Annotated in this window: 16 protein-coding genes and 1 pseudogene; 8 read left to right on the forward strand and 9 right to left on the reverse strand. The window is 45.5% G+C overall.

The window, feature by feature from the left end:
• Positions 1-50: 50 nt before the first annotated feature.
• Positions 51-1,064 (reverse strand): CorA family divalent cation transporter, encoded by a 1,014-nt coding sequence (locus tag MWG72_RS02450; protein ID WP_005108587.1) that lies wholly within the window; start codon positions 1,062-1,064, stop codon positions 51-53.
• Between the two features lie 152 nt (positions 1,065-1,216).
• On the opposite strand from MWG72_RS02450, the gene MWG72_RS02455 reads away from it, so the two are divergent.
• Positions 1,217-1,807, forward strand: coding sequence for an LOG family protein (locus MWG72_RS02455; RefSeq protein WP_247143185.1), 591 nt, complete (start codon positions 1,217-1,219; stop codon positions 1,805-1,807).
• A 30-nt stretch (positions 1,808-1,837) separates the two neighbouring features.
• On the forward strand, positions 1,838-2,239 hold the full coding sequence (locus MWG72_RS02460) for an NUDIX hydrolase (RefSeq protein ID WP_005108590.1): 402 nt from the start codon (positions 1,838-1,840) through the stop codon (positions 2,237-2,239).
• Between the two features lie 4 nt (positions 2,240-2,243).
• On the opposite strand, the gene MWG72_RS02465 is transcribed toward MWG72_RS02460, so the two are convergent.
• Both MWG72_RS02465 and recG read right to left on the reverse strand, forming a co-directional pair.
• Positions 2,244-2,879, reverse strand: coding sequence for a ComF family protein (locus MWG72_RS02465; protein ID WP_247143159.1), 636 nt, complete (start codon positions 2,877-2,879; stop codon positions 2,244-2,246).
• The gene (recG, locus tag MWG72_RS02470) at positions 2,866-4,911 is read right to left on the reverse strand and encodes an ATP-dependent DNA helicase RecG (RefSeq protein WP_247143160.1); all 2,046 of its coding nucleotides are present in this window, start codon (positions 4,909-4,911) and stop codon (positions 2,866-2,868) included. The genes MWG72_RS02465 and recG overlap by 14 nt, the downstream gene beginning before the upstream one ends.
• Before the next feature lie 33 nt (positions 4,912-4,944).
• On the opposite strand from recG, the gene MWG72_RS02475 reads away from it, so the two are divergent.
• Positions 4,945-5,748, forward strand: coding sequence for a Rossmann-fold NAD(P)-binding domain-containing protein (locus MWG72_RS02475; RefSeq protein WP_247143161.1), 804 nt, complete (start codon positions 4,945-4,947; stop codon positions 5,746-5,748).
• A gap of 107 nt (positions 5,749-5,855) precedes the next feature.
• On the opposite strand, the gene plsB is transcribed toward MWG72_RS02475, so the two are convergent.
• Positions 5,856-8,423, reverse strand: a complete 2,568-nt coding sequence (gene plsB / locus MWG72_RS02480) for a glycerol-3-phosphate 1-O-acyltransferase PlsB (RefSeq protein WP_247143162.1) — start codon at positions 8,421-8,423, stop codon at positions 5,856-5,858.
• Positions 8,424-8,705: 282 nt separating this feature from the next.
• Here plsB and MWG72_RS02485 point away from each other — a divergent pair, with 282 nt between their 5' ends.
• Complete coding sequence (locus MWG72_RS02485; RefSeq protein ID WP_004645045.1) at positions 8,706-9,578, forward strand: acyl-CoA thioesterase; 873 nt, start codon at positions 8,706-8,708, stop codon at positions 9,576-9,578.
• Positions 9,579-9,751: 173 nt separating this feature from the next.
• Entirely contained in the window at positions 9,752-10,999 is a 1,248-nt protein-coding gene (locus tag MWG72_RS02490; RefSeq protein ID WP_247143163.1) for a dicarboxylate/amino acid:cation symporter, read from the forward strand.
• Positions 11,000-11,277: 278 nt separating this feature from the next.
• Here the strand turns inward: MWG72_RS02490 and yihA are convergent.
• The 5 genes and pseudogenes from yihA to MWG72_RS02515 all read right to left on the reverse strand — a co-directional run.
• A pseudogene (gene yihA / locus MWG72_RS02495) lies at positions 11,278-12,054 on the reverse strand (ribosome biogenesis GTP-binding protein YihA/YsxC); the annotation flags it as partial.
• 105 nt (positions 12,055-12,159) lie between these two features.
• Positions 12,160-12,600 carry an RrF2 family transcriptional regulator gene (locus MWG72_RS02500; RefSeq protein ID WP_004732285.1) on the reverse strand — a complete coding sequence of 147 codons (441 nt, stop codon included), beginning with the start codon at positions 12,598-12,600 and terminating at the stop codon, positions 12,160-12,162.
• A gap of 97 nt (positions 12,601-12,697) precedes the next feature.
• Complete coding sequence (locus MWG72_RS02505; RefSeq protein WP_004281516.1) at positions 12,698-13,459, reverse strand: globin domain-containing protein; 762 nt, start codon at positions 13,457-13,459, stop codon at positions 12,698-12,700.
• Between the two features lie 153 nt (positions 13,460-13,612).
• The gene (locus tag MWG72_RS02510; protein WP_005249894.1) at positions 13,613-15,163 is read right to left on the reverse strand and encodes a helicase HerA-like domain-containing protein; all 1,551 of its coding nucleotides are present in this window, start codon (positions 15,161-15,163) and stop codon (positions 13,613-13,615) included.
• Positions 15,164-15,181: 18 nt separating this feature from the next.
• Positions 15,182-16,384: a PLP-dependent transferase gene (locus MWG72_RS02515; protein ID WP_247143164.1), complete on the reverse strand. Its 1,203-nt coding sequence runs from the start codon at positions 16,382-16,384 to the stop codon at positions 15,182-15,184.
• 163 nt (positions 16,385-16,547) lie between these two features.
• Between MWG72_RS02515 and MWG72_RS02520 the strand changes: the two genes are divergently transcribed.
• From MWG72_RS02520 to rplC, 3 genes are all read left to right on the forward strand, one after another.
• Positions 16,548-17,282 carry a type 1 glutamine amidotransferase gene (locus tag MWG72_RS02520; RefSeq protein ID WP_005101206.1) on the forward strand — a complete coding sequence of 245 codons (735 nt, stop codon included), beginning with the start codon at positions 16,548-16,550 and terminating at the stop codon, positions 17,280-17,282.
• A gap of 272 nt (positions 17,283-17,554) precedes the next feature.
• Positions 17,555-17,866, forward strand: coding sequence for a 30S ribosomal protein S10 (rpsJ, locus tag MWG72_RS02525; RefSeq protein ID WP_000070912.1), 312 nt, complete (start codon positions 17,555-17,557; stop codon positions 17,864-17,866).
• Between the two features lie 60 nt (positions 17,867-17,926).
• Complete coding sequence (gene rplC, locus MWG72_RS02530) at positions 17,927-18,565, forward strand: 50S ribosomal protein L3 (protein WP_004645054.1); 639 nt, start codon at positions 17,927-17,929, stop codon at positions 18,563-18,565.
• Positions 18,566-18,575 lie beyond the last annotated feature (10 nt).

Here is an 18,575-nt window from a genome sequence, read left to right on the forward strand (position 1 = left end):
TTGGAAGTCCTCTCTCCCTATGGGAGAGAGTTAGAGAGAGGGTGAAGAAATTAAATCCACTTCTTCCATCTAAAGTAAATCAATGGCCCGATCAAAAAGCCGATCAAAATAATACTGACCATAACGAAGCTCATGGAGCCTTGTGCAAAAGGCAGAACTTCGGTATTCATGCCATAAATACTGGCAATGAGCATCGGCGGTGCAAGCATACTTGGCAGGATCGAGAATCGACGAATCGTATCGTTCTGTTCCGTGTTAATGAATCCGGACGTGGTATCGAGCAGGAAGCGCACTTTCTGGAACAGGAAGGCATCATGCTCCACCAGCGAGCGCACATCTTCACTGAGTTCTCGGATATCTGCATCATAAATATGACTGCCCAAGGCGCGTGGACGAGACAGGAAAGTCAGAACACGACGTAAATCGATCAGACAGAGCTGCGCTTTACCAAGCATATCTTCCAGTTGAGCTAGCCGGGTAATCATGTCATCCAGATCGAGAATCTGCTCGCGATGGCGGTTATTCAACACTTCAGTTGAATATTTCTCTAAATCTTTATGTACATCTTCCAGAATGTCGGCCAGCTCATCCAGTTTGGCTTCGAGCAGGCCCAATAAAATCCAGGTCGGATCTTTATAATCGATTTCATAATCATTGCGGCGCGCACGGGCACGGAAGGCACGAAAGGCCACCAGCTTTTCGCCACGCAAGGTAAAAAGACGGTCCTTATGCAGAATGAATGCTACGGTTTGTACCGTCGCCAGCATGCTGGATTCATCTTCGTTTTCATTCTCGACCTGATAGTTTTTATTTTTGGTTAAAAAATAGGTGCTGATATGCAAAATACCGTCATCATCACGGTAAAATCGGGCACTAGAGGAGATATCTTCCAGCGATTTTAAGGTCGGTAAGTTTTGCGCATAGGCATCTAGAATCCATTGCTGCTCTTCTTGTGAAGGTGCAATCAGATCAAGCCATACTAAATCTGGATGCAGGTCGAAATCACCATTAATCGTGATATCTTCTAAGCTACCGCGCTCTGTGGCGTAAAAGGCTTCAAGCATGCTGTCTTTTCTCCCTGGCGCAGTATGTGAATTGGAATGGGTGTATTTTAGACAAGGAATTGAATAAAAACACTGATATTAAGCAGTTATTTTTGGAAAAAGCGCGCTTGCAGCGATTTCGTACAATATAGCGTCAATTGGAGAGTGAAATGATGAATTCTATTGCAATTTTTTGTGGTTCAGCACTGGGCTCGGATCCTCTCTATGCCCAGATTGCCGAAAAGGTTGGTCAGACCTTGGCAGAAAGGCATCAGACGCTGGTCTATGGCGGTGGTCGCTCCGGTTTAATGGGCATTGTTGCTGATAGTGCTTTGGCTGCTGGTGGCAAGGTGATTGGTGTAATTCCAAGACAGCTGGTCAATCGTGAACTGGCGCATCCGCATATTACCGAGCTATTTGTGGTCGATAATATGCATGAACGTAAAACCCGCATGTCGGAACTGGCCCAGGGATTTATTGCCATTCCGGGTGGTGCCGGAACCCTAGAGGAAATTTTTGAACAATGGACCTGGGCACAGTTGGGAATTCATAAAAAGCCTTGTGCTTTTTTAAATGTAGATGGTTTCTATGATGATTTACTCAAATTTATCTATATGACGACTGAGAAAGGTTTTACCAAAGCGCGCTTTAGCGATGCTTTAATTGTGAGTGATAATCTGGATGATATTTTGCGCCAGTTTGAAAGTTATCAGCCACCTGAAGCGAAATGGGGTATGGCCGATCAGACCGATCTTGTAAAATAAGCTGTCCACAGCATGATTTGTAGAAAATAAATGAACGTGATTACGGTGGCTGCAGCCATTATTTTAAATGAAGCGCAGCAACTGCTGGTGGTTCGCAAAAAAGGGACATCCTGCTTTATGCAGGTTGGTGGCAAGCTGGAGCCAAATGAAGCACCAGAAGCAACGATGTTGCGTGAAATTCAGGAAGAAATTGGCACACAGGCGCAGATTCAGCAATTCATTGGGCGTTTTGAAACCCAGACGGCAAATGAACCTGATCATCAACTGGTGAGTTATGTCTATTGGGTAAGTCTAGATCAAGCGCCAAAAATTGAAGCGGAAATTGCCGAAATGAAATGGGTCGATCTGGATGAAAAAGAGCTACGACTCGCACCCTTGACCACTGAAATTGTGATTCCTTGGGTGAAGTCGCAGTTACTCGCCCAAGCTTAAATTTTCAGATTTGAGCACCTGCCAGACAGGCTGCATAAACTTTTTGACAGCCCAGTTGTTCAAGTGTTTGGCTCAGTGCTCGAATCGAGCTGCCGGTCGTCACCACATCATCAATAATCAGCACCCGACGGTAACGCAGCTTGGAAATGGTACGGATCTGGAATTGTGATTGGATGTCTTCAATCCGCTCCAGCCGGCTTAGGCCCTTTTGCGAGTGTTGTTTCATTCGTCGAACAGGTTGCCAGATGGGTACATTCAACTGTTTTGCCACATGTTTGGCCAGCACTAGAGATTGATTATAACCGCGCTCGGCCAGACGCTCATTCGAGATCGGCATCGGTACTATCGCACTGACTTTAGGCAGGTCTAAACTTAACAGCACACCTGCCAGTAAATTTTGCAAATGCAGTTTCTGTTCATATTTAAACAGTTGAATCAAACGATCCATCGGGTAGGCATAGTCGCAGGCAATCTGGAACTGCATTTCCTGCCGTTGAATGGTTTGATGTGCCCAGGGTAATTGTCGCCAGCAATCTTTACAAACTGAATGAATGGTTTGATGATCGGTCAGACACAGCTGGCAGGGCTGTAAGCGGGTCAGCCAGGATTTTCCATGTTCCAGTAATTTAAACATAGGCATAGCGCGGTGCTTCCGGTAGCCAGCGTTGCAATAATGCCTCGGCCTGATCGGGATAATCCTTGAGCATCTGCTGGGCCACATAATGTGCCTGATTGAGCAGGTGATCATCACGTTCAAGTTTGGCCACACGGAAATTCATGTCGCCAGTCTGTTTGGTCCCGAGTAGTTCTCCCGGCCCACGCAATTCTAGGTCTTTCTCGGCAATCATAAAACCATCATTGGTTTCACGCATGATTCTTAAGCGTTCCTGACCATTTTGCGACAGCGGATGTTTGTACAGTAGGGCACAGAAACTGGCTTTGGCACCACGGCCGACCCGACCGCGTAGCTGATGCAGTTGAGATAAGCCCAGACGTTCAGCATTTTCAATCACCATAATGGATGCATTCGGAACATCCACACCGACCTCAATTACGGTAGTGGCAATCAGCAGCTGTAATTCATTATTTTTAAACTGCTGCATTACCGCCTGTTTTTCATCTGCTTTCATCTTGCCATGTACCAGTCCGATATTCAGCGCAGGAAAGCGTTCCCGAATTTCAGCAAAAGTCGCTTCTGCGGCCTGAGCATCTAGGGTTTCGGACTGTTCGACCAGGGTGCAGACCCAATAGGCCTGCTTGCCTTCGGCACAGTTGCTGGCAATCCGTTGCAAGACTTCTTCGCGCCGGTCTAATGGAATGGTCACGGTCTGAATCGGGGTGCGGCCCGGTGGCAGCTCGTCAATCACCGAGGTATCCAGATCTCCATAGGCCGACATGGCCAGTGTGCGTGGAATCGGAGTCGCAGTCATCACCAGTTGATGCGGTGACATACCATCTAGACCTTTATTTCTGAGTGCAAGACGTTGATCCACACCAAAGCGATGCTGTTCATCAATAATCACCAGACCCAGTTTGGCAAACTCGACATTTTCCTGAAATAGGGCATGCGTCCCGATGACTAGATGAGCGCTGCCATCCCGAATCACCTGTTCCGCTGCGGCGCGAGCTTTACCTTTCTGCTTGCCGGAAAGCCAGGCTACATTTAAGCCCAAAGGCTCAAACCAGCGTTTAAAGTTCAGATAATGCTGCTCGGCCAGAATCTCGGTAGGCGCCATCAATGCAACTTGCCAGCCTTCCTCTAACGCATGGCAGGCCGTTACACCGGCCACCAGTGTTTTACCCGCGCCGACATCGCCTTGCACCAGACGCAACATCGGTTTATTGCTTGTTAAATCCTGTGCAATTTCTCTGGATACACGTTTTTGCGCAGCGGTCATTTCAAACGCCAGACTGGCTAAAAGCTGTTTGGCATAGGTCTGACTGGGCGCAAATGAAGGCGCTTCGACCTGCTGGATGAAGGCCCGACGTGTCAATAGGCTGATCTGATGCGCTACCAGTTCTTCAAAGATCAGGCGCTGCTGTGCAGGATGTGAGCCTTGTGCTAGTTGCAGCATATTGGCATTGACTGGCGGGTGATGGATATATTCCAGTGCCTGTTTCAGCGCATAACCATTGCTAAATTTTGCTGGCAGCAATTCAGGCAGATGATCGCTGTATTGAGCCAAGGCCTGCTGAATATAATCCCGTATTTTTGGCTGGGTCAGGCCTTCAGTCGCCGGATAAATTGCCGTAAGCTGGGTTTGAGGTAAAGGTGTGTCCTCAGTAATGACTTGCAGTTCGGGATGATACATTTCCAGACCGCGCGCACCAACCCGCACTTCACCAAAAATTCTTAAACGGTTACCCAGTTTGCAGCGGTCAGTAATGCCTTTATAAATATGATAAAAACGTAAAGTGACTTTGCCAAAATTATCATCTAGCAGCACAGCCATGGATTTGCGTTTGCCAGGGGGGAAATCCACACCTTTAACGATGCCTTCCAGCAGATAGCTGCGTCCCACGCTCAATTGATTCATAGGAATGATCGTGCTACGGTCTTCATAGTCACGTGGTAGATGAAAAAGCAAATCATCAGTATTGAAGATATTTAGTTTTTCGAGTAATGCAGCGGCGGCATTGCCAACGCCTTGTAACTGATGGACTGCAGCCATGTCCCCTCAACCAGATTTGTGATTCGGTGCTCAATGCATATTTTATTTATCGGTTATGGTAAAACATCCCGACGTGTGGCTAAACAACTATTTGAGCAAGGTCATCAAATTAGCACAATTAGCCAGAGTCCCAAAACAGATTCATTCGCAACTCATCTGATTCAGGATGTGCATCAACTGAATTTAACAGCAGTTCCTCCGATTGACTGGGTCTATGTATTACTTAGTCCAAAACAAAGTACGGTTGAAGGCTATCAGCAGACTTATCTGGATTCGGTTCAACCTATTGTGGCTGCCTTGAAACAGCATCCGGTGAAGCGGATTATGGTGGTGTCATCGACACGAGGATATGGGCAAAATTCCGGTGAAATCGTAGATGACGAAACTGAAATTCACCCGAATGATACTCAGGGCAAAATCTTGCAGCAGATGGAGCAGGCTTATTTCACTGCTTATCCTGAGCAATCTACCATCATTCGTCCGAGCGGCATTTACGGTACTTCAGTAATACGCCTGCAGAAAATGGCCGCCTCGATGACGAGTTATCCTAATCTGCACTGGTCCAACCGGATTCATATTGAAGATTTATCACGTTTCTTATCACATATGATTCACGTGGAACATCCTGAAAGGTCTTATATTGTGACTGATAACCGGCCAAAATTAATGCATGAAATATTGCAATGGTTCCAACAACAGATGGGACTTCCTTTGCTGCAAGTAGAAAGCGAGCAGGTGACAGGTAAGAAACTTTATGCGACTCGAATGCAGAAAATGGGATTTGAGTTAGAGCATCCAGATTGTTATGAGGATTATTTGGAGTTAATGAAAAAATAAATCCAGTAGATTGAAGTTCTTCCTCCCTCTGGGAGGAGGTTAGGAGGAGGGCTTTTTGAAATTACCTCTCCCTAGCCCTCTCCTGAAAGGAGAGGGAATAAAAAGCCTTACTTCTTTTTCCGCTTCGCGCGTTTCTTGGCTTGTTCAGCCGCAACTGCATCCAAAGCTTCTTTCAACTCTTCATCCGTAAAGTCGGTGATGTGATGCAGCATCTGCAACTTCACTTCATCCAGTACCAAATGTGCATACTGCGCCACATTGGTCAGCTGTTCATCAAAAACAATCGCATTGTCTTCATTGGTACATAGATAACCTTTTTGGGTTAATACCTTAATAAAGCTTTGGAATAAGGCTTTATCGAAGAACTCTGGCGAGTTGAACTCGTACAGCACAGACAGGCGCTGACCGACCAGATAACTGAGCTCTTCAACCTGACGGGTCGAGATATTGCCAGAACCACGCTGGGTAATCAGTGCCAAAGTCATGTAATAACGTTCCAGACTTTGAGTCACAGGTGCAGCCAGAACTTCGAGCTGATGATGCGCTTCCGTATTCGGTGCAGGTGCAATCAGGTTTTCGCCATCTTGCGTGATCAGTTTCGAGGCAATTAAGCTATCAATATGGGCATTGACCTGATTTTGAATCTCATCTTCATGCCATTTTAAAAATAGCTCAGCTTTGAGGAACGGATATAGGGTGCTGCTGATATTGATCACATCATGACGGCGGATGGTGCCGTTATGTTCAGTCAGGGCTGCAATCAGGGATGGCAATATAAAAGTATGCACAATATTATTACGGAAGTAAGTTAGCAGAACCGCCTGATTATCCTCAATCGCAATAATATCTCCCAGTACATGCTTCACCCGTTTGATCAGTTTCAGCTTCATTGCATAGGCAATTATTTCTTTGCCTGACAGCGGTGTAACCTGCATGCGTTCATCATAAGGCAGGGCGGTGAGCAAGGTGCGATAGGTATCCAGCTGTTTGATACAGATTTCTTCATCCAGCGTATGTTTTGGCGTGGCCAGCAAGATTAAAGATAATAACGATACCGGATTGATCACGACTGCACTGTTAATATTTTCCAGAATAGCCTGTGCAGAGCTATTCACCGCGTCAGAAACCGCTTGTGGAACCGGATCATCGTTCTTTTCGATCTTGATATTTTCTGCACCATGCTGTTTCAGGATATCATCCAGAAATACCGGTTTACCAAAGTTCAGGTGCACCTTGCCAAAAATACGTTCAATCTTGCGCAGGGTTTTCAAAATACCAAAAATAGACTCGGCTTCTTTTGGCTTACCACTCATCTCACCGACATAGGTACCACCTTCCATTAGGCGTTCATAGCCGATATAGGTCGGTACAAATACAATCGGTTTGGACTTGCCACGTAAATGACCATGCACGGTCATTGCCAGCATGCCCGTTTTAGGTGGCAGCAAACGACCGGTACGTGAGCGACCGCCTTCAATAAAGTATTCCAGCGGGGTATTACGTGATAGCACGCTATACAGATATTCTTTAAATACCGTAGTGTACAGTGCATTGCCACGGAAAGTACGGCGAATAAAGAAGGCACCACCACCACGTAAAATCTGACCGACAAAAGGCATATTGAGGTTATCGCCCGCAGCAATATACGGCACCATCAAGCCACGGCGATAGATCACATAAGACAATAATAAATAGTCAATGTGACTGCGGTGACATGGGGTATAGACAATTTCATAATCCTTGGCCAATTCACGCACGGTACTGAAATTATGGACTTCTACGCCGTCATAAAGCTGGGTCCATAAGCGGGTCAGGGCTTTATCGGCAAAACGTACAGTAGAATGAGAATAATCGGAAACGATTTCGTTCAGATAACCGATGGCGCGACGTTCAGACTCCAGCATCGAGATTTTGCTGCGAATACTGTCATTGCGAATCGCCGCCTGTACATCTGGCGACTTGATCAGGCCATGCATGACATTACGGCGGTCGGACAGATCCGGCCCGAGAATGACTTCACGCTGACCATCCAGGTAATCATTTAAAGTGCTGACAATATAAGTTGCTGGCGCTGAATTTGGATGCGTCTCTTTGGCAAAGTTAATCAAGGTGCGTAAAGATTGCGGTTCATGAAACTCTAAATAAGACTGGCGACCATGCAGGCCGATATTGACCAGTTGTTTGACCCGGCTTGGCGTAGACCAAGTATCGGTAAATAAAAGCTTAAACCAGGAATCTTCTTTCTCAGGTTCACGTCCCCAAAGTACTGTTACCGGAACCAGTTCGACATCCAGCTCAGGATGCTGTTCCAGGATTTCAATCAGACGTAACAGGCGTGGCGGGAAAGCATGCGGGGGAGAACTCAACAGGTTATTTTCATCATGATGCTGTAAAAACAGTACCGATGCTTTTTCCTTATTATTGCCCAGTTGCATTGGATCAAGTGCAGCCGGCAATTTTAAGCGTCGCGTTTCTGCATCGACAACCAGTGCATTACTACGCGAATGGTTCTGTAAAACGTAGCAGACCAGTTTCTGCGATTCTGCTGCAGTCTGATCAGATTCAGGCGCTGTCACTTCACTTGGTACTTCCCCAAGAACATGAGGGGTAACCACAAGATCAAGTAACTTACTTGAAAGCTTGCGATACATTTGACCAAAGCCATTCTTGGACATAGCTGCTCCTAATTTTACTGACCAAAACCACAGGACTTCTGAGGGAATTTATTTTGCGGGTTTCTAAAGCGAAACAATATATCTTTTTTTAACAACTTCAACAGAAGTGCTTCAATTTTAGCGTGAAAGCAGGTGCTTTTCCTAGTCACTTATGACATCAGTATGACAGAACAATCATACAAACTTTAGAGTTTCGGTCTGATTTTGTGGCAGAATATTCCAGATCAATTATTTAGATCCGTTTTTCCGTTTTGGATATCTCCAATATTACATAGGTTGCTTATGAATGCCTTAACACAGGAACTGGTCGAGCTGCTCAGCTTAGAAAAGTTAGAAGAAAACATTTTCCGGGGAATCAGCCGGAATCTGGTAGGCAAGCGCGTGTTCGGTGGGCAGGTTTTAGGGCAGGCACTACGCGCCGCGTCTTATACCACAGATCGTCCGGCACATTCATTACATGCCTATTTTCTATTTGGCGGGGATGTCAATGCACCGATTATTTATGAAGTGGATCGTATCCGTGACGGCAAGAGCTTTGTCAGCCGTCAGGTGCGCGCTATTCAGCATGGCCGTACCATTTTCATGTGTATGGTGTCTTTCGCGCATCAGGAAGAGGGCCTGAATTACCAGATTTCAGAGCCTGAATATCCACCGGCAGAAAGCCTGAAAAATGAAGCAGAGCTGATCAAGCAGATTATTGAGTTTATTCCGGAAAATGTTCGTGCATCTTTCACTCGTGATCGTCATGTGGAAATTCGTCCGGTCAATCCGCAAAATCCATTCCAGCCTCAACCTGAAGCACCGTCTTATGCACACTATATCCGTACGCATGACCGTATTGCTGCAGAAGTCGATCAGATCTCCTTGCATCAGGCCATTGCTGCTTTCTATTCTGACTTTACCTTGATGACCACGGCGCTTCGTCCACATGGTCTGAGTTATATTTCGCCAAGCTTACAATGTGCCAGTATTGACCATGCCATGTACTTCCATAAACCATTCCGTGCGGATGAATGGATGCTTTACGATATGGATGCCACCCAGAGCGCCAGTTCGCGCGGCCTGAATTTTGGCCGGATGTGGCAGAACGGCGAGCTGGTCTGCAGTACCTCTCAGGAAGGTCTGATCCGCTTACGTGAAATCGAAACACAATAAGTTTGTAGTCTGTCAAAAAGCCGAATCCTAGATTGGGTTTTTTGTTTTTAAGCCGGATGAAAAAGGCCATTTGATGCCATGCTTCAACCATGCGTTTATAAAATATTACTCGATTCTATAGACACTGCATGGCATAGTGCGGCTTAAGATCAATATTAAAAATGCATGAAAAGATGAGCTTAAATACGCAAATTTTAACTGCCGCCGTATTGGGGGTGCTGTTTGGATTTCTATTGACGATATTTCCGCAGACCTCATTTTTTGATATCAGCTTATATGGCATCGGCATCGTCAGCAGTATTTTTATTGGCTTGTTAAAAATGCTGTTAGTGCCGCTGATTTTTAGCTCGATCGTGGTCGGCGTATCCAATCTGCAGGCGGGTGGGCAGCTAAGCCGCACCTGGAAAATTACCCTGATGTGCTGTGTGACCACCACTACCTTGGCACTTATTTTAGGTCTGGCGTGTGCGCATCTGTTTGATGTCGGTAAGGGTGTGGATGTGCTGATGTTCCAGGATGCCATGGCACAACATCAAACACCGGATACGCTGACGCCTTCTTCTTTCTTTACCAACTTTATTCAAAATACCTTGATCAATCCCTTTAAAGCATTTTCGGATGGCAATGTCTTGGCGGTGGTAGTCTTTGCGCTATTTGTTGGTGTGGCACTGGTTGCGGGAGGAGATAAATTTCGTACCGTGCGCAAGCTGAGTCACCAGTTTTTCGAAATCATGATGTTGATGATTGGCTGGGTAATGAAACTGGCACCACTCGGTATTTTTGCCTTATTGGCCAAATTAATTGCCACTGAAGATGTTTCGGTTCTTAGTCGTCTGGCTGAATTCGCTGCGGTAGTCACCGGTACGACGATTTTTCATGGCATCGTGGTCTTGCCTTTATTGCTATGGATTTTCGGCAAGATGGATCCGGTCACGTTCTTTAAAGGCACACGTGCTGCCTTGATTACTGCCTTTGCCACCAGTTCCAGTTCGGCCACCATGCCCCTGTCGATGAAATGCGCACAGGAAAATTTAGGGGTACGCCCACATACCGCAGGCTTTGTAATTCCACTTGGGACCCAGTTAAATATGGATGGTACGGCGCTGTATGAAGCAGCTGCAGCTCTGTTTATTGCCAATTTAATGGGGCTGGATCTGAGTCTGGGGCAGCAACTGGTGGTCTGCGCGACTGCGATGATTGCATCCTTAGGTGCACCGGGGATTCCGAGTGCCGGTATGGTGACTATGATTATGGTCTTGCAATCGGTAGGTTTGCCTGCCGAGGCAATTGCCATTCTGTTGCCGATCGACCGTTTACTGGATACCGTACGTACAGTGGTGAATGTTCAGGGAGATATGATGATCAGCGTGGTGGTGGACCGGCATACGCGTGAACCCGATCTTCAAGCTACAGATAGCTAAAACATTTAAAAAAATAAAAAAAAAGCAGGTATTTGACCTGCTTTTTTATTTGTACGTTGAGTTTTAATAAATCAAGAATGATCACAGATCATTTAGGTGATATGGTCTTAATCCGCTGAACGCTTATTCTGATTTAGCTCATCTGCCGCTTTAAGCTCGGATTGATCCTGCTCAAGCAATTCCAGCGGTTCTTCAGCTTCATTTAAATCATGAGTCGATACTTCAGCATGCTCAGAATCAGCTTCACTAAGCTCGAGCTCTTCAAGCGGTTCATCAGATTCATTCAAATCATGCGCTGATGCTTCCGGAATGCTGTCCAGATCATATTCAGATGCTTGATCTAAGGTAAAGTTCAAACGGCCACCCATGACGCTGGCCAGTTCTTCTAAACCTTGTTTGTTCATGGAGGAAAACAGTTGAATCGAGAAATCCAGCTTCATCTTTTTCAATGCCGCTTTGACTTCCTGCAAGGCTTTGGATGCAGGACCACGGTTTAGTTTGTCAGATTTGGTCAATAACACATGCACGAATAACTGGCGGGAATAAGCCCATTCCAGCATCATTACATCAAAGTGTTGCAGGGGATGACGGATATCCATCAACAATACCAGGCCTTGCAAGCTTTGACGGTGAATCAGGTAATTTTCCAGTTCTTTTTGCCAGACCAGTTTCATTTTTTCAGGCACAGCCGCATAACCATAACCGGGTAAGTCGACCAGACGCTGATCCGGATTACCCAGGCTGAAAAAGTTGATCATCTGGGTACGGCCAGGTTTTTTCGATGCACGTGCCAACTGTTTCTGGTTGGTCAGGGCATTAATCGCACTAGACTTACCCGCATTCGAGCGGCCGGCAAAAGCAATTTCATAGCCTGTATCTTCTACACAAAGACTGAGTTTGGGTGCACTCATTAAAAATTCGGCTTTGCGTAGCCAGTTGAGTGCGCGCACAGAATATTCAGTAATGGCAGAATCAACTTTTTTCTCGTAGCTGATCTTTTGCTTAGGCGCATGGGCTGTCTTACTGTTTTTGGATTTTCCTCTGCTGTGGTGCATAACTCAACTTCAATAAATGATCTACAATGAAACATTATAAAGGAAGTCGCACAGGCAAGCGAACTTTGCCGCAAGAATAAGTCACAAGACCTGACCCGGAAGACTTTAAAGATTAATCAGGCCGATCGGAGAATTTGTACTGAAACGCGCATTTCGTGGCCTAATCACATCTTTAAGCACATATTGGTCCAGACTGCTATAAAACTGTTCCACCGCATCATCTAAAATACCTTTTAAACCACAGGTCGGACGTAATACGCAGGGTGGGCTATTGCATTCCACTACATTGCTGTCGCGTTGCAGGATCCGCACAATCTGTCCCAGCTGGAGGTTCAGGCTGGCCGGATTTAAACGTATGCCGCCACCTTTACCACGTGTGGTAATCAGCCACTCCTGTTTCGCCATAAAATGCACGATTTTCATGGCATGATTTTGTGAAACCTGTAATCGCTCGGCAAGTTCTGCAATGGTATAGGGGAGATCACGTGGCTGTGCGACATACATCAGAATCCGAAGCGCATAGTCAGTGAATTTATTGAGTTGCATAACGTCAACAGCTAGAAAATGAAAGAATTGAATGTTAAAAGCTCCACGAATGGAGCTTTTAATCAGAATCTGATGCTAGTCTAAACCGTTTTGGTAATTAAAGCTTGAGCGGGGCAGACACTTCAACTACATCACCAACTTTGTAGTGGTCGATCAGTGTCTGTGCAACCGAGAATGCGGTTGGATTTTCTTCCGCTTTCACAGTAATTTGATATTGCTCGTTTTGAGCCTGATCAAAGCTAAACTGTTGTGGTTGACGAATGTGCTGTTCAGGCACCTGTACACGTACTGAAATATGTTCACCGGCTTCAGCACTTGCAATCGCTGCACCATCTTTAGCTTTAAGTGTAAAGATTTTACCTGCGTCGGTATCATTCACTGCTGCTACTTCAAATTCGCGCCAGCCCGCCCAGCCACCATTTTCAGAAGCTAGGGTGGCATATTTAGATTTTTCCACACCAATCAAAATATCTGCCAGTTGCATATACGCTTCTTTCCAGGCTGCAATCAGGTCTGAGTCCATGGGTACATCTAAAACTTCGCTGATCGAGTGCAACAGATTCTCACCGACAATCGCATATTGATCCGGTTGAATATCCAGGCTGACATGTTTAGTGGTAATGCGTTCGATGGCTTTGGCCAAAACGCCCGGATTGGTAATGTTTTCGGCATAGGCAAGTACTGCGGCAGCCAAGGCACGTGGTTGACGGCCAGTACTTTGATGATCCATGTTGAAGGTGTTTTTCAACTCTGGATGGTTTTTCAGCATGCGGTTATAGAAATACGTGGTAAGTGCTACGCCGTTTTCACGTAAAACAGGAACAGTCGCTTGTACAAGTTCAATATGTTGTGGAGTCATGAGAGCCGTCTACAGGTGTTTTTTAAAAGATGTATTTAAATTACATCTTTTAAAATGGCTTTACAATAGCGCATAGTCATAAAACCATAAAAAAATTACGGGATATAAAAATATCCCATAAAAAGTGTGATGATGATCGGAAAAGGAGCGGGATTATTTGCGGCCAAACAGCGAACCCAGTAAGCCGCGCACAATTTTCTGCCCAGTACTCCCGCCCAGGCTACGGGCAGCACTTTTGGCAAAGGTGCCGACAATATCCTGAGTCAGTTTTTCTCGTTGCTTGGCTGCGCGTTCAGCTTCTTTTTGCTGTTCTCGTGCCAGACGTTCCTGTTCTTTAATTTGCTGCTTGGCAAGAGCTTCCTGTTCCTTGCTTTGCTGTTTGGCAAGTTCGGCGGCCTGAGCCTGTTGCTGGCGTTCTGCGACCTTATTTTGCAGCATTTCATGGGCGCTATCCCGATCGACTGGCTGCTCATAAATACCGGCGACAATACTTTGCTGCATGAGAGCCTTGCGTTCTTCAAGCGAGATCGGTGTAAAGGATGAATGCGGCGGCATGACCCAGCCACGCTCTACTATTTGCGGAATGCCTTTTTCATCCAGGCAGCTAATTAGGGCTTCACCGACAGCAAGTTCGGTAATCACCTGATCGACTTTAAATTCAGGATTGGCTCGGAAAGTCTCTGCTGCGGTTTTCACTGCTTTTTGATCTTTGGGAGTGAAAGCCCGCAAAGCATGTTGAACCCGATTGCCGAGCTGGCCTAATACACTTTCAGGTAAGTCCAACGGATTTTGCGTGACAAAATAAATCCCTACACCTTTCGAGCGAATTAGACGCACCACCTGCTCAATTTTTTCTTGCAGGGCAGGGCTGGCATTATCAAATAAGAGATGGGCTTCATCAAAGAAAAACACCAGTTTAGGTTTGTCCAGATCGCCCACTTCGGGAAGCTGTTCAAACAGCTCGGAGAGCATCCAGAGTAAGAACGTGGCATATAGCTTAGGCGTATTCATCAGCTTGTCAGCCGCCAACAAATTGATATTGCCACGTCCTTGACTATCCGTCTGCAAAAAGTCCATCAGATCCAGCGCCGGCTCGCCAAAAAACTGGTCACCGCCTTGGTCAGCCAGTGCTAACAAATTACGTTGAATCGCACCGAGACTGGCGGGTGAAAGATTGCCATATTCAGCTTTAAAGTCAGCCGCATGCTCAGAGACATAACTCAGCATCGCTTTCAGATCTTTAAAGTCGATCAGCAATAAACCCTGATCATCGGCAATCCGAAACACGGCAGATAAAACGCCTTCCTGGGTGTCATTCAGATTCAGTATTTGCGCCAGCAGCAGCGGGCCAATTTCAGAAATGGTAGTGCGAATCGGATGACCCTGTTCGCCAAATAAATCCCAAAACACCACTGGTGAGGCTGCAAAAGGAATGGACTCGATATTGAGACTTTTAATCCGTTCATCAAACTTGGGGCTGCTTTCACCTGCTTTGGCCAGGCTGGACACATCGCCTTTGGCATCGGCGAGGAATACAGGTACACCAATTCGAGAAAAGCTCTCCGCCAATACTTTTAAAGTCACAGTCTTTCCGGTACCAGTGGCACCTGCAATCAAGCCATGTCGATTGGCAAGTTGGGAATGCAGCACAATATCCTGTGTGGTATCCGCAGTTTTTTTAGCAATAACAATTGGTCTACCCATAGCTTTTCCTGTTATTTATTATTCGTTTTTAAGTTTTTTCATTTGTTCTAGTGCATGCTGAATATCTTGAATCAAATCTTCCGGATATTCCAGTCCAATACAGAAACGAACCAGCAAGCCGTCTTTTAAGTGTGAATGTTCCAGCACACGCATGTCTTTTAAGTTATATAGCATGACCAGACTGACAGGGCCACCCCAACTAAAGCCAAGCTTAAACAGTTTTAAGCTATCACAGAAATTCCGGATATCCTGCATTACGTATGTGCTGTCAAAGATCACGCTGACCAGGCCGGCACTATCACCTTGCTTGCAAATTTCTTTCCAGTACTGATGGCCTGCACTGTCCGGATCTGAAGGATGAAGTACTTGCACAAACTCGGTTTGCTGTTTAAGCCATGTCATTAATGTAAGCGCACTGTTGGATTGATGTTGATATCGCAGTTGCATCGAAGCCAGACTACGTTGTATCTGTGCCACATCATCACCAGAAACACTAATGCCCTGAATGGCATGCGCACGGAACAGTTTGTGATGCAGGGTCTTATCTCGCGTAACCACTGAGCCCATCAGGATATCACCACCGCCGCTTGGATATTTGGTCAGTGCATGTACCGTCATATCTACACTTAAATGCTCTTCACTAAAATCAAAGGCATCAAAAGCCAGACCTGCGCCCCAGGTATTATCCAGCGCAGTAAGAATATTGTGTGCCTGAGCTTTTTTCACTAAACCAGCCAGATCCGGAAATTCCAAGGTGACTGAGCCAGCAGCCTCGAGCCAGATCAGTTTGGCTTTATCTGTAGGCTGAAATGTATCAAGCTCTATGGGATTGTAGACCTTAACCGTAATTCCATAACGCTTTTCCATATTGCGTAAATGCTCCATGTTTGGACCATAGATATTGTCAGCCACCCAAACCTCATCGCCCTGGCTTAAAAAGCAAGAATTCACGAGATTAATCGCGGATAAACCACTCGGTGCGAGCAGGTGATATAAACCACCTTCGAGTTGTGCGATGTTATCGCCCAGCGTAAAGGTCGTAGGCGTGCCATGCGTGCCATAACTATAATCATAGTCATCGGTCCAATGGCGATTAAACAGGGCATCGGTATTGTTAAAGATAACCGTCGATGCACGATAGAGGGGAGGCTGAATGGTGGAAATCGCTTGAGGAGCCTTTCGTGGTGCATGAATCAGGCGAGTTTGAGGGTCTTGTTTCACGTGAATGCGCTCAAATGTAATCAAATATTACTCTAGCTTAAGAGAATCTGTGACTCACTGCCAGTTACGTTGTGAATTGTTTAAAAACAACAAGTCTTATAAAAAGTTGGCTTCATTTTTGCAAAACCTAAATCTATATAGCTAAAAAAATAGGTTGAGGAGCATGAAATCGCATTTAAAAGTGCATTATTTTCAGCATATTGCTGGTGAAGGTTTTGGTAGTTGTTATGAATTTTTAAAGCAGTATCAGGCGCACATTACAGCGACTGAATTTTTTGCTTTACCCGTCGATCGACCTTTGGAGATCGAGGCGCTGCCTGCAGTGGAAGAGGTGGATTTGCTGATCATTATGGGTGGTACCATGAGTGTGAATGATGAAGCGAATTTCCCTTGGTTAAAAATAGAAAAACGCTGGTTGCGTCGCTATCTTTCGCATGGTAAACCGGCAATTGGCCTGTGTCTGGGTGGGCAGTTGATTGCAAATGCTTTGGGTGCAGGTGTTAGTCGCAATCCAGAACAAGAATTGGGGTGGACCACGGTGCACAGAGTGGCGAATCTACCAGAGACGTGTTTTAGCCTGCCGGAGCAGTTTAATATTCTGCAATGGCACAATGAAACATTTGAATTGCCCAAAGGTGCAGTCCATCTGGCAGAAAATGAAGCCTGTCGTAATCAGATGTACCAGTTGGGCAGAAATGTATTGGGCTTCCAGTTTCATCCTGAAATCACGTCGGAAACCCTGGCATTGTTTTTGGAAAATGAAGAAGAGCTTGCGCAATTTTCAGGAAAATATGTGCAAAATTTATTTGAATTAAAAAAAACCACGAAGCAAAAATTTATTGAAGGAAATCAGATATTAAATCGTGCTATAGAATATGTTTTGGCAAAAACTGCCTAATATTTAAACAATAAACTATTGTTTTAAGTCATAAATTGAAAACTTGGATAAAACCATAAAAGAGATTTGCTTATGCATTAAACAATGGCTATAATAAGCGACCCTTCAATAGGAAGGGGGTTAACTGCGAATAAAGTAGTTAACTATCGTTACAGTCGTGGCATCGATCATGACCTTAGTGATATTTCACTGCTCTTGACACTTGCCCATATAAAGTGGGGTGAGATGCGTCAAGAGTGATTCTTTATATATTTGGCTTGGAGTTTACTGGTATGTCTAACCAGAGAATTCGTATCCGTCTTAAGTCTTTTGATCATCGCCTGATTGATCAATCAGCTCAAGAAATCGTAGAAACCGCAAAACGTACTGGCGCACAAGTGTGTGGTCCAATTCCAATGCCAACACGCATTGAACGTTTTAACGTTTTAACATCACCACACGTAAACAAAGACGCGCGTGACCAGTACGAAATCCGTACTTACAAGCGTTTGATCGACATCGTTCAACCTACAGACAAAACTGTAGATGCATTGATGAAGTTAGATCTTGCAGCTGGTGTTGATGTTCAGATCGCATTGGGTTAAGGCTTTCGGGTTAATTAACACTCTAAGTTAATTAGGCCGCTTTTTTAGAGGTTTATGCACATGGCTATTGGTTTAGTCGGTCGCAAGTGCGGTATGACACGTATCTTTACAGATGCTGGTGTTTCTGTGCCTGTTACAGTGATTGAGGTTGATCCTAACCGCATCACTCAAATCAAAACGCTTGAAACTGATGGTTATCAAGCGATTCAAATCACTACTGGTGAACGTCGCGAATCTCGCGTAACTAACGCTCAGAAAGGCCACTTCGCGAAAGCGGGTGTTGCAGCTGGTCGTCTAGTTCAAGAATTCCGTGCTACAGAAGCTGATCTTGAAGGTCGTGAAGTTGGTGGTACGCTTACCGTTGAATTGTTCCAAGTTGGTCAAGTTGTTGACGTAACTGGTCAATCTAAAGGTAAAGGTTTCCAAGGTGGTGTTAAGCGTTGGAACTTCCGTACGCAAGATGCAACTCACGGTAACTCAGTTTCTCACCGTGTTTTAGGTTCTACTGGTCAAAACCAGACTCCTGGTCGCGTATTCAAAGGCAAAAAAATGGCTGGCCATTTAGGTGCTGAACGCGTAACTACACAGGGTCTTGAGATCGTTGCTATCGACACAGAACGTTCAGTTCTAGTTGTTAAAGGCGCGGTTCCTGGTGCTACTGGTGGCGACGTAATCGTTCGTCCTACGATCAAGGCCTGAGGGGAAATAA

This window comes from Acinetobacter lwoffii, assembly GCF_022967985.1.
GTDB lineage: Bacteria > Pseudomonadota > Gammaproteobacteria > Pseudomonadales > Moraxellaceae > Acinetobacter.

Coding starts and splice junctions, on each gene's coding strand:
- MWG72_RS02510 (WP_005249894.1), bottom strand. CDS start 15,163: ATGGGTAGACCAATTGTTATTGCTAAAAAAACTGCGGATACCACACAG.
- MWG72_RS02490 (WP_247143163.1), top strand. CDS start 9,752: ATGAGCTTAAATACGCAAATTTTAACTGCCGCCGTATTGGGGGTGCTG.
- rpsJ (WP_000070912.1), top strand. CDS start 17,555: ATGTCTAACCAGAGAATTCGTATCCGTCTTAAGTCTTTTGATCATCGC.
- plsB (WP_247143162.1), bottom strand. CDS start 8,423: ATGTCCAAGAATGGCTTTGGTCAAATGTATCGCAAGCTTTCAAGTAAG.
- rplC (WP_004645054.1), top strand. CDS start 17,927: ATGGCTATTGGTTTAGTCGGTCGCAAGTGCGGTATGACACGTATCTTT.
- MWG72_RS02505 (WP_004281516.1), bottom strand. CDS start 13,459: ATGACTCCACAACATATTGAACTTGTACAAGCGACTGTTCCTGTTTTA.
- MWG72_RS02465 (WP_247143159.1), bottom strand. CDS start 2,879: ATGCCTATGTTTAAATTACTGGAACATGGAAAATCCTGGCTGACCCGC.
- MWG72_RS02500 (WP_004732285.1), bottom strand. CDS start 12,600: ATGCAACTCAATAAATTCACTGACTATGCGCTTCGGATTCTGATGTAT.
- MWG72_RS02455 (WP_247143185.1), top strand. CDS start 1,217: ATGAATTCTATTGCAATTTTTTGTGGTTCAGCACTGGGCTCGGATCCT.
- MWG72_RS02475 (WP_247143161.1), top strand. CDS start 4,945: ATGCATATTTTATTTATCGGTTATGGTAAAACATCCCGACGTGTGGCT.
- recG (WP_247143160.1), bottom strand. CDS start 4,911: ATGGCTGCAGTCCATCAGTTACAAGGCGTTGGCAATGCCGCCGCTGCA.
- MWG72_RS02450 (WP_005108587.1), bottom strand. CDS start 1,064: ATGCTTGAAGCCTTTTACGCCACAGAGCGCGGTAGCTTAGAAGATATC.
- MWG72_RS02520 (WP_005101206.1), top strand. CDS start 16,548: ATGAAATCGCATTTAAAAGTGCATTATTTTCAGCATATTGCTGGTGAA.
- MWG72_RS02460 (WP_005108590.1), top strand. CDS start 1,838: ATGAACGTGATTACGGTGGCTGCAGCCATTATTTTAAATGAAGCGCAG.
- MWG72_RS02485 (WP_004645045.1), top strand. CDS start 8,706: ATGAATGCCTTAACACAGGAACTGGTCGAGCTGCTCAGCTTAGAAAAG.